The 10,336-nt window shown below is 37.7% G+C and carries 11 protein-coding genes; 1 reads left to right on the top strand and 10 read right to left on the bottom strand.

The window, feature by feature from the left end; translation table 11 throughout:
• The first annotated feature begins 222 nt into the window (after positions 1 to 222).
• The gene (locus H6F47_RS25240) at positions 223 to 1,110 is read left to right on the top strand and encodes an alpha/beta fold hydrolase (protein WP_190348562.1); all 888 of its coding nucleotides are present in this window, start codon (positions 223 to 225) and stop codon (positions 1,108 to 1,110) included.
• 21 nt (positions 1,111 to 1,131) lie between these two features.
• Here H6F47_RS25240 and H6F47_RS25235 read toward each other — a convergent pair whose 3' ends face one another.
• The 10 genes from H6F47_RS25235 to H6F47_RS25190 all read right to left on the bottom strand — a co-directional run bounded on the left by H6F47_RS25235 (position 1,132) and on the right by H6F47_RS25190 (position 10,064).
• Entirely contained in the window at positions 1,132 to 1,371 is a 240-nt protein-coding gene (locus H6F47_RS25235) for a hypothetical protein (RefSeq protein WP_190348560.1), read from the bottom strand.
• Positions 1,372 to 1,680: 309 nt separating this feature from the next.
• Positions 1,681 to 1,890 (bottom strand): hypothetical protein, encoded by a 210-nt coding sequence (locus H6F47_RS25230; protein ID WP_190651534.1) that lies wholly within the window; start codon positions 1,888 to 1,890, stop codon positions 1,681 to 1,683.
• 254 nt (positions 1,891 to 2,144) lie between these two features.
• Positions 2,145 to 2,366, bottom strand: a complete 222-nt coding sequence (locus H6F47_RS25225) for a hypothetical protein (RefSeq protein WP_190651533.1) — start codon at positions 2,364 to 2,366, stop codon at positions 2,145 to 2,147.
• Positions 2,367 to 2,605: 239 nt separating this feature from the next.
• Entirely contained in the window at positions 2,606 to 2,929 is a 324-nt protein-coding gene (locus tag H6F47_RS25220; protein ID WP_190651531.1) for a hypothetical protein, read from the bottom strand.
• 30 nt (positions 2,930 to 2,959) lie between these two features.
• Entirely contained in the window at positions 2,960 to 5,128 is a 2,169-nt protein-coding gene (locus tag H6F47_RS25215; RefSeq protein WP_190651529.1) for a peptidase domain-containing ABC transporter, read from the bottom strand.
• 122 nt (positions 5,129 to 5,250) lie between these two features.
• Entirely contained in the window at positions 5,251 to 6,771 is a 1,521-nt protein-coding gene (locus H6F47_RS25210; protein ID WP_347239110.1) for an HlyD family efflux transporter periplasmic adaptor subunit, read from the bottom strand.
• A gap of 838 nt (positions 6,772 to 7,609) precedes the next feature.
• Positions 7,610 to 7,936: a hypothetical protein gene (locus H6F47_RS25205; protein WP_137668434.1), complete on the bottom strand. Its 327-nt coding sequence runs from the start codon at positions 7,934 to 7,936 to the stop codon at positions 7,610 to 7,612.
• 38 nt (positions 7,937 to 7,974) lie between these two features.
• Positions 7,975 to 8,283 carry a CTB family bacteriocin gene (locus H6F47_RS25200; RefSeq protein WP_137668435.1) on the bottom strand — a complete coding sequence of 103 codons (309 nt, stop codon included), beginning with the start codon at positions 8,281 to 8,283 and terminating at the stop codon, positions 7,975 to 7,977.
• Positions 8,284 to 8,780: 497 nt separating this feature from the next.
• Entirely contained in the window at positions 8,781 to 9,128 is a 348-nt protein-coding gene (locus H6F47_RS25195; RefSeq protein WP_190651525.1) for a CTB family bacteriocin, read from the bottom strand.
• A gap of 558 nt (positions 9,129 to 9,686) precedes the next feature.
• A complete protein-coding gene (locus tag H6F47_RS25190) occupies positions 9,687 to 10,064 on the bottom strand; it encodes a CTB family bacteriocin (protein ID WP_137669595.1) in 378 nt (125 codons plus the stop codon).
• Between the last annotated feature and the right edge of the window lie 272 nt (positions 10,065 to 10,336).

Here is a 10,336-nt window from a genome sequence, read left to right as displayed (position 1 = left end):
CAAAGAATTTATCGCTGTGAGAACTGTGGTTTGCAAATAGATAGGGATCTAAATGCAGCAATCATGTTATCGCGTCTGGCTAAGGCGTGAAAGTCTACCGAAGGATAACTGCTCCCATGCTCCCGTTGAAGTAGAAAGTAAAGTCTAGTTTTGTCTAGGTTTTATATAGCAGAAGACTGCTATCCTGAAAATGAATTATGAATTATGAATTATAAACTGCCCATGACAACTTCTACAGATGTATTTACCTCCATCAAAACCTGGATTTGGCAAGGCTTCCCTATCTGTTATCAAACCCAAGGCACTGAAGGACCTGCTGTGATTTTGGTGCATGGCTTTGGAGCATCTTGTGGACACTGGCGCAAAAATATACCAGTTTTAGCAGAAAGTTGTCGGGTTTATGCCCTTGATTTGATTGGTTTTGGTGCTTCAGCTAAACCAGAACCAGGAGAGAAAATAACCTATACATTGGAAACCTGGGGACAGCAAGTAGCTGATTTTTGTCGGGAAGTAGTGGGAGAACCTGCATTTTTAGTAGGAAATTCTATTGGTTGTATTGTAGCTATGCAAGCTGCGGTCAGTAACCCAGATATAGCTTTAGGAACTGCTTTGCTGAATTGTTCTCTCAGGTTGTTACACGATCGCAAAAGGCTAACTTTACCTTGGACTAAACGAGTTGGTGCGCCAATTTTACAAAAGTTTTTATCAATTGAAGTTGTTGGTAACTTCTTTTTTAGTCAACTAGCTAAACCAAAAACTGTCAAAAAGATTCTTTTACAAGCCTATGCCAATGGGGAGACAGTGACAGATGAATTAATAGAAATTTTAATGAAACCAGCAAGTGATCCAGGTGCAGCAGCAGTATTTCTGGCTTTTACATCTTATTCTAGTGGACCATTACCAGAAGACCTGTTACCTGTATTACCCTGTCCAGCAATTATTTTATGGGGAACGGCTGACCCTTGGGAACCAATAGATTTGGGTAGAGAGTTAGCCAATTTTCCCCAAGTACAAAAATTTATTCCCCTGGAAGGAGTGGGACATTGCCCCCAAGATGAAGCTCCTGAACTGGTAAATCCAATTTTACAAGATTGGATTGGCAAAACTTAATTTTTGGATTTTTCCAGAACACTACCACCATCGACGATGATGGTGATGTCCTTTATGCCAGGGACGACCCCAGTATCCCCAGCCCGGTCCACCCCAGCCCGGTCCACCCCAACCGTGTCCACCCCAGCCCGGTCTACTCCAACCAGCTCCACCCCAACCGGGTCCACCTCCCCAGCCGCCCCAGTGACCACCAGATAGAAGTTCCTGTTCATTGCTGGATATATCCTGAACTAAATGGGATTTGATGTTTTGATTTGACATGATTGTTAGCCTCAATTAATTGACTCAATTGGTTTATAAATTTGATGAACCTAGTTTTTTTATAAAATTAGTATTCATAAATGTAATTATTCTGTGGTTATAAGTTAATAGTTATTATTTCTGTCTTTTGACTTATCCTAAATTCATATAGGACTCCGATAGCGATCAAATTTGATTTATATATTCTTGACAGGATGCATAAATCATGTTTAAGAATGAATGCACATTATCATACTCCCAACTTCTCGACAAAGTTGGGAATTTTGTTGATTGCTATTGATTGAAAATTTCTATCTGGAATTAACCTGATTAATCCCAGTTCTGATAGCCATCAGAATAATTGAAACTAGGGTAGTTATCAGGGCAAGGAGAGGGTGTATATCGTTTGTAATCTTTGTATTCCCCGCAACAGTTTTTGGGTTTATAACAAGGAGAATAGTGGCATCTTCCCCCAGAGAGAAACTGCTGTTGTTCTGCGGATAATTCCACTAATTCCAATTTATTGATTTGATTTGACATGATTAATTACCTCACTTACATTACTTACATTTTTCGGGTTGTCAGTTTTAGGTAACACCCTGCATTTAAAAAATTTGATATTTGTGGAATTACAAAACTCAGGAGTTTAATTTTGTAACTAAGATTTGCATATTAAGTAAGGGAGAAGAAAAAGAGATTGTTGAAACTTTCTCAATTAAGATATGATTTTTCTCCTCCCTGGAATACAGAAAAAGTCTCAGTTACAAAACTATCCGTCTGTAGAAGGTACTAATTTATGAACCGTACCCTTGGCCGTAATAAGGACGACAGATGTAGGTGGGGTAACGCTGTGGGTAATAGTTGCGACCATAGTCGTCACCACGACCATAGCGATCATCATCCATTCCACGACCGTATTGACGGTATGGTTGTTGTTGCTGTCCTCCAGAGAGCAGTTCTTGTTCTTCTATGTTTAATTCAACGAGCAAATTTGATTTCTTGGTTTGAGCAGACATAATTATTTACCTCACTTACTTGTATAGGTATGTAACAACCTATCTTTTTATTATTAATAATTTTTTCCAGTTTTAAATTATTCTTTGGTTATAATTTCAGAATAAATATTTATTTCTTTTAGCTTATGTTTTTCACGGTGAAGTAAATAATTATCATACTTTTTTAGGGTTGATTGAAATTTAAACAGACAAATGACGAAAATAAATTAGTCTCCATGAGAAAGGTGAAAATTCATTTCTTATAATTTAGGAAAAAAATTCTTGAGAATATCAGGTAGTAAACTACTCCAGCTATTACCAACAGAGCGAATATTTGTTAGTCCAAAGTTAAAAGATACACCTATGGTAATTTGTGACAACCTATATTTACTGTTTTGTGAACTAGATTCATTTTCTCCTAGATTTAACTCATTATCGGCGCTACTGTCAATGTTAGTAGTTTGTAAGAAAAAATCAGTTTTACCGATCACATCAAAATTTTTACCAGAAATTAAACTCTCTTGTTCTGTCTCAGATAAATCAACGAGTAAATCCTGATAATCTGGTTTAAAATTTTCCATCATAATCTTATAATGAGCGGATGAAGAATATTTTTAGATTTTGAGAAATTGTAAATGTTCTCCTGGCTGAGAAATAAAATTTTCAAGACTACCTTGGATTTGCACTTGACCTTTATCCATTAATACTATCCAATCTGCTCGATTTACCACACTAGGACGATGGGTAATCAAAATTGTAGTTTTTCCTTTGCGAGATTCCAATAATCGATCTAGAACGTGACTTTCACTAACTGGATCTAATCCTGCGGTAGCTTCATCTAAAATTAAAATCGGTGGGTTTGTGAGTATTCCCCGTGCGATCGCTAATCTTTGTCTTTGTCCACCAGAAAGATTTGCCCCAAATTCTCCTAACACAGTTTGATACTTATTAGGTAATTGACTAATAAAACCATCTGCATCAGCAATTTCACAAGCTTGAACAATTTGATCAAAAGGAATAGAAGGTGTTCCTAAACGAAAGTTTTCTAAAATTGTACGACTCCAAAAATGTGGTTCTTGGGGTACATAAACTACTTGTTGTCTTAAACAATCAAGGGAAAGATCATGAATATTAAAAACCCCAATGCGGATATTACCTGAAGTTGGTTGATATAAACCTGCAATTAGTTTTGCTAAGGTACTTTTACCACAACCTGATTTACCAATTAAAGCAATCACTTTTCCACCAGTAAGTTTAAGGGAAAAATTCTCTAATAAATCAACTCTTCCTGCATGGTGAAATGTCAGATGGGAAAAATGAATATCTGCATCACCAGAGATTTGGACAATTGGTTTTTGACTACCGCCAACAACTTCTGGTGTCGCATCAATAACTTCTAATAAACGAGAAATTGCAGTTTGAGAACGGAAATATTCATCTACTAATCCGACCACAATACCAATTAAGGCTAAAACATTCACTTGTAAAGCATTGAAAGCCAACATTTGACCAATAGTTAATTGGTTGTTAATTACTAACATACTGCCTAAACCCAATAAAATCACACCACCAAGAGTAGAAAGAAGTCTAGCCACAGTACCGTTAATAATTCCGATTTGAATTGTACTGAAAGTGAGATTAGCCAAACGACCAAAACGGCTTTGAAATTCCTCCCAAAATTGAGGGGCAGCATTAGTAGTTTTGATGACTTGTGCGCCTTTAAAAGTTTCTACTAGTACCCCTTGATTTTCTGCACCTAAAACTAATAAACTGCGGGTTTTTTGTTGCAATATGGGTAAGAATGGCAGAGTTGCTAGAGTCATTAAAGCCCCAAAAATAATCACTGCTATTGTTAATTGCCAGCTATAAAAAAGCATCACACAAAAAGAAATAATGGCTATGAAAAGCTGACTAGGTAACAGCACTACTACCTGAGAAATTAACTGATTGATTTCATTAATGTCGCTCAAACGGCTAGTAATTTCACCACTACGACGAGATTCGTAATAACTCAAAGGTAATTGCAGTATTCTCCTGCCAAAATCCAAGACTAATCCTAATTGTAATCGTTGACCAAAATGGGCAATCATAGTAGATTGTATGACTTGCAAACTACTACTAAATACGGTCATGACAACAACAGCAGATACCACTACTGTGAGTAACTGGATATCTCCTCGGACTAAAACATCATCAGTAAGTAATTGAATTAAAATAGGAGTTCCCAGGGCTAATATACCCAGGATAATATTAATAATTAAAACTTGAGTCAGCAGTCCTCGATAGGGCAGAATCCGCATAAAAAAGCGTAAAAAACCACCGTGGGGTTTTTCTTGGGGTTGTTGAGAAAAACGCTCTGGATCTGGCTCTAATAAGAGCATGACTCCATTCCAAGCTGCTAATAATTCTTCGCGTTTAATATAGCGAATACCTACAGACGGATCAGCAATTACATATTTTTTACCCTTTTTGCCATATAAAATAACCCAGTGATAACCACGCCAATGAATAATTGCTGGTAGTTGGATTTCGTTGATTCTATCTACAATTTCTGGTGAGGCTTTAACGGCTCTCGCATTAAATCCTAAATTATCAGATCCACGTTTTAAACCTAATAAAGTAGTGCCTAGTTGTCCTGTTCCTACGGCTTCTCGACTTTTATTTATGGTTAAGAAACGTCCGTAATATTTGCAAATGGAAGCTAGACAAGCTGCTCCACAATCTTCTTCGCTTGCTTGTAAAATACATTGGTATTTTCTTTGAGGTTGAAATAAATTAAACATAATAGAGTAGTTCAGTAGTTCAGGAGTTTAGTAGTTCAGGAGTATGGGGAGGTAGGGGGAAATTATTTGTATTTTCCCAATCACCAATTACCAATTACCCATTACCTATTACCTATTACCTATTACAAATCAGTAATTAATCTGGCTTTTCTGAGAATAAATTGCATCACGCTTTCTTCACGGGTAATAACATCAGTACGTCCTTGCATTCCCGGTTGTAAATAACATTTATGTTCACCTCTACCTACATATAATGTTTCTGGTTCAATAGTGACTTCATAACCATTAACCAGGGAATTTGTAGATGTATAATTTTGAGTTTGGTTTGTTGGTGAAACTGGTAAAATATCTGGAGCAACGTTTTTGACAATGCCTTTGAGAGTACCATAATCTGGATAAGGACAAGCAGAAACTTGCATTTGGACTTTTTGACCTGGTTCTACTTTGTTAATTTCTTGAGTAGGTACATAAGCTTTGATTTGTAAAGGAGCATTGAGAGGGGCAATTTGAGCAACAGCTTCACTGGGTTGTACTACCTGTCCAGGGTTACGAATTTTTAATTGTAATAATGTGCCAGTAATAGGTGCGCGAATCACTCTTTTTTTCAAATCAATTTCTGTTTGTAGCAGGTCTTGACGAGTGCGAATTAGTTGTTTTTGAATTTCCAAACGTTGTTGTAATAGAGTCTGAAGTTCTTTTTTTAAAGCTGCTAAATTTGCTTCTCCCCTAGCTTGTTCTTGTTTAATTCTTTCAGAGGCAATAATCACAGCAGAATTATTAGGATTGATAGCTGTTCTCGCTTTCGCTAGATTTGTTTGAGCAACTTTAAATGCCTGTACTTTTTCCTCCAAAAGAGTTTTAGCGTCGTTTTTAGCTTGTTCTAATTTAGCTCTAGCAGATTTAACAGCTTGTTGTTTTTCTTCCAAAATATTGCGAGAAATTGCACCAGAATCAGCGATCGCCTGTAATCTATCTCTCTGCAACTTGGCAAGATTGAAAGCTGTTTGTGCTTCTTCGATTGTGGTTTTTAAAACTCCTTCTTGTTGTAAGCGGTCGAGCTGTGATTTGGCAAATCTCACAGCTAATTCTGCTTGTGCCATTTCTGCATTAGCTTTAATTTGTTGGTCTTCAAAGTTACGTTGAGTACCATCTAATTCAGCTTCTGATGCGATAATTGTACGATTGATTAAATTTGTCTGTGCCAAAATTTGATTATTGATTTCACCTATTTGAGCATCAATTTGTACAAGTTGTAATTGACCTTGTTGAATACTGCTTTCTAGTTGGCTTTTTTGGGTTTGTAAATTGGAATCATCAACATAAGCGATCGCATCTCCCTGATTAACTACCTGATTATCTTTGACTAAAATCTTCTGCACCTGGCCAGAAATAGCCGATTCAACTAACCTGAGTTCCCCTACAGGTCTAATAGTTCCTGGAACTTTCACCGTCACTTTATAAGCAAGTACAGTAGTTAAACCTACACCTACCACAAAGATAGTCAACATTACCCCCACACCAATGCTAGTCCATTTGTGAATTTGGGGCAGAAACTCATTAATTTCAACTGGTTGCAGATGTTCAGAACCTGGATCACCAGACCCATTCCAAACATAGTTTTCATGGCGGTGTAAAGAATCCACAACGTTCCACCTTTTTGATTGAAACATCAACAAAAATCAGGATTATCTCATATTACATTTGATATCTCAGCCGCTCAGATAACTCCACATAAATTGATTGGAAAACCCGTGTAAGCATTCAACTATCAGCCATCAGTAATCAGCTTTTTCAGACTTATGCCAGAAATACTTATTTGATAATTAACCAATTTCTCAAACTTTCTGATTCCTGACTCCTGAATTGTGATCAAAAAATGTATCTTTACCTCTATCTTTTGGTGAATATTTGGTGAATATAAGTTATACCTAAAGTATCAACACTGCCAAATACTGGCTCATCATAAAGGTTGACTCAACTCAACAGAACCAGAATGAAAAAAATAAAATATGTCGCTCACAATAGTAAACATCATGGTGAAGAATCCTCTATAATCATTAGTGGGGGATAAGAAAAGAAAAAGCTGACCATAGCAAAAACTTTTCTTGACATCTCTGACGTGGGCAACGCTGAGAAAACAACCGAGGAGAACGCTCAAACTCCCTCAAAGACCTCACTTACGTTGAGCGAGTAGTAAGAATCTCCTCTCCCCCCTTCCTACTGAAAAACACAAAATTCCCAAAACATGATTGTAAATTGCGCTTTAAATTGCTTTAAATTACTGATTTAGCCAATAAAAATGAATTTTATAGAGAATTTTATTGTGTAGCTTTGCCCTAAGAAATTTTTTACCTAAAGTATGGGAATTAAAAACTAGCCCGTTGTGAGCTAAGTTGAGATTTTTGACTAGGAAATAAATATAACATTTCCCAGTTTAGTTAATTACACACCAATTTATTTCCTATTCCCTGTTCCCTAAAATTATAGTGTTTGACTTGCAGCAGAGAATGGTGGCAAAATCATAATATCTTCTGCGCCAGTAGCACCACCTTTACCCTGTGCAGTAGAGTTTCCAACACTGCCAAAAAGACCGGAAGTAGTTGAACCTTGTAAAGTATTATTGCCCAACACAGTGCTTGAACCATCATTTAAAGTTTGACCCAGCGCAGTAATTGGTTGACCTCGTATAACTGCAAGAGGTTGAATAAATTGATCATTGAAAGGTTGACCTTGACCACCTAACAAAAGTTCTTGTTGCTTTGAAGATAACTTCACTAATGAATCTGATTTCATGATATCTTGTAACATAATTGTTCACCTTTATTGTTCACCTTTTTGGAAATCCATTAAAACATCCCTAGAGTTCCCAGAGGATTATTGAATGATCTAGGGTTGTTGGGGAATAGATTATTAACAGATCCAAAAGGAGAAACTTCAGGTTCATTAGATGACAATATAGATTGTGCGCCACTATTGACATCAGCAAAATCAGTATTAGTTCGAGAAACTTTACCTAGTGGAGTATTGCTGTTATTCTCTGTGGTATTTTCGGCTCTTTGAGAAAAATTGTTATTGCTAATCTGAGGTTGACTACCACCAGTTAAAAATTCTTGTTCCTGATCAGATAACTCAATAAACCATTTGAATTTCATCATTGGACCTCTCCAAAATAGAATGTATTAATTTGTCATAAGTTGTAGGGGCGAAGCTTATGGGCGATAATTTAACGGAAAAATCAGACATCTAGATATCCCATAAGCTTCGACCTGCCCCCATAAATAGGTTCCATAATTTCTTTTCTGGAGATGTCTATTGGACATGACATGATTATTAGCCTAAGTTACGTAAATATCCAAAATAAAACAATTCAAATTCCTATGCAGATTTTTGAGTAGGGGGATTAAAAATAATCAAGAATTTGGTTATTTGATCACCCCCAAGCCAATACTTTTCGGTTAAGCCCAAAAAATAGAATTATGTAGGTTGGGGAGCCATCGCCTTGGACGGGTTTCCCGGCTTGTGGCGAATGGCGTTTGACGTTAGGAAACCGAACATTTACAGGCTTTTGTTGAGTTGCGACTGCCTACGCCAATCTACAAAAACTCTTAACCGAACAGTATTGACAGTTGTTCAGCAAATCACAGAAACCGCCTTAGCCACCAGGACCACCGGGACCACCAAGACCACCAAGACCTTCAGGACCGGCAAGAGGTGAGCCTTGTCCGTTGAGAATGGGTGCTGCACCCAAGGCTGCAACTTGAGGAACTATGGGCGCACCCAATCCCAAGAAGTCTTGGGCTGCGGTGTTGACAGCAGAACTTGTACCGATGGAGCTACCAGTGCTACCATTAGGACCAGAAGCTGTAGTACCTTGCAAGTTTGCTAATCTATTAGCGAAGTTACTGCCAGCTAACTCAAAGTCAGCCCCTCCAGTGACAAACTCTTGTACTTCATCAGATAAAACAACAAACAATTCAGACGAGATAATTTGATGGGACATGATTTTTAGCCTCACTTACGTAATTTTTCAACAAAGGATTCCAGAGCATGAACTGATTTCTTACTGTTTACTTTTGGGCAAAAAGAAAGCAAACATAATCGCTGCTAGAACACCGATTCATTAATCGTCAGGGCGAAGCATTCGGGTGATAACCTATCGCTAAAACCATTGATATTAAAACCATTGATATTCTGTCCGAATGCTTCGCCCCTACAAGGTAAAAACAGATTACCTAGCATTACTGAATCGACGCTCTAGAATCCGCTATTTACTGACTCCCAAGGATAAAAAACCCAGAACGCTAATATTTAGTCAGTACCAGCAGTACCGCATAAATAGAGGTACAGCTTGATGTGACCGACATAATACTGAATAATGTTACTTCTGCAATAATTAGTTAGTTACTGCGAATCACAGTTGCAGATTTTGGCTAGAGGCATCAAGAAGAAGCAAGGCATTTGCTTCTTTGATCACCTAAATAGGCGAAGCGATCTAGTGTTGTGAAAGCTGATTTTTTTGACCATCTATGGGAGTAAGTGGTTAACAGGGTGGGGAGATTTAGCCAAAAGGACCGCCAGCAGTACCGAAAAGACCACCGCCACCGATTGGACCACCAGGACCGCCAGGACCGCCAATACCGGGTGTAGGTGCGGCTTGTCCATTGATAACGGGTGCTGCACCCAACGCTGCAACTTGAGGAACTATGGGCGCACCTAATCCTAAAAAGTCTTGGGCTGCGGTGTTCACAGCAGAACTTGTACCGATGGAGTCACCTGTGCTACCATTAGGTCCAGAAGCTGTAGTACCTTGCAAGTTTGCTAATCTATTAGCGAAGTTACTGCCAGCTAATTCAAAGTCAGCCCCTCCAGTGATAAATTCTTGTGCTTCATCAGATAAAACAACAAATAAATTGGCAGCATTTATTTGATTTGACATGATTGTTAGCCTCACTTACGAAATTAGGTGAATCATCACCTAACAACCCAACTATAAGCATTCTTGCTCGGTAATTCATAAATCTAGGGATAGAAATCAGATTTGGTAGTTTTACTTCTCCAAGTAGATATAAAATCTTTTAATTATTACAGATATATTCATACCCTATCTAGGGTTTGCTGAATAAACCTAAAACCTTGATATATCAAAGGTTAGAGGCTGATAAACACAGAAATTAGTGCAAGGGTTTTGAAGGGTATACCGGAAAAAGT

The organism is Sphaerospermopsis sp. FACHB-1094, from assembly GCF_014696195.1.
GTDB classification, from domain to species: Bacteria; Cyanobacteriota; Cyanobacteriia; order Cyanobacteriales; family Nostocaceae; genus Sphaerospermopsis; species Sphaerospermopsis kisseleviana.
This window is presented reverse-complemented; position numbering and strand designations above follow the sequence as displayed.

What these genes read in the sequence shown, in the direction of transcription:
- H6F47_RS25215 (WP_190651529.1), bottom strand. Translation starts at nt 5,128, where the DNA reads ATGTTTAATTTATTTCAACCTCAAAGAAAATACCAATGTATTTTACAA.
- H6F47_RS25200 (WP_137668435.1), bottom strand. Translation starts at nt 8,283, where the DNA reads ATGATGAAATTCAAATGGTTTATTGAGTTATCTGATCAGGAACAAGAA.
- H6F47_RS25235 (WP_190348560.1), bottom strand. Translation starts at nt 1,371, where the DNA reads ATGTCAAATCAAAACATCAAATCCCATTTAGTTCAGGATATATCCAGC.
- H6F47_RS25195 (WP_190651525.1), bottom strand. Translation starts at nt 9,128, where the DNA reads ATGTCCCATCAAATTATCTCGTCTGAATTGTTTGTTGTTTTATCTGAT.
- H6F47_RS25220 (WP_190651531.1), bottom strand. Translation starts at nt 2,929, where the DNA reads ATGATGGAAAATTTTAAACCAGATTATCAGGATTTACTCGTTGATTTA.
- H6F47_RS25225 (WP_190651533.1), bottom strand. Translation starts at nt 2,366, where the DNA reads ATGTCTGCTCAAACCAAGAAATCAAATTTGCTCGTTGAATTAAACATA.
- H6F47_RS25230 (WP_190651534.1), bottom strand. Translation starts at nt 1,890, where the DNA reads ATGTCAAATCAAATCAATAAATTGGAATTAGTGGAATTATCCGCAGAA.
- H6F47_RS25240 (WP_190348562.1), top strand. Translation starts at nt 223, where the DNA reads ATGACAACTTCTACAGATGTATTTACCTCCATCAAAACCTGGATTTGG.
- H6F47_RS25205 (WP_137668434.1), bottom strand. Translation starts at nt 7,936, where the DNA reads ATGTTACAAGATATCATGAAATCAGATTCATTAGTGAAGTTATCTTCA.
- H6F47_RS25190 (WP_137669595.1), bottom strand. Translation starts at nt 10,064, where the DNA reads ATGTCAAATCAAATAAATGCTGCCAATTTATTTGTTGTTTTATCTGAT.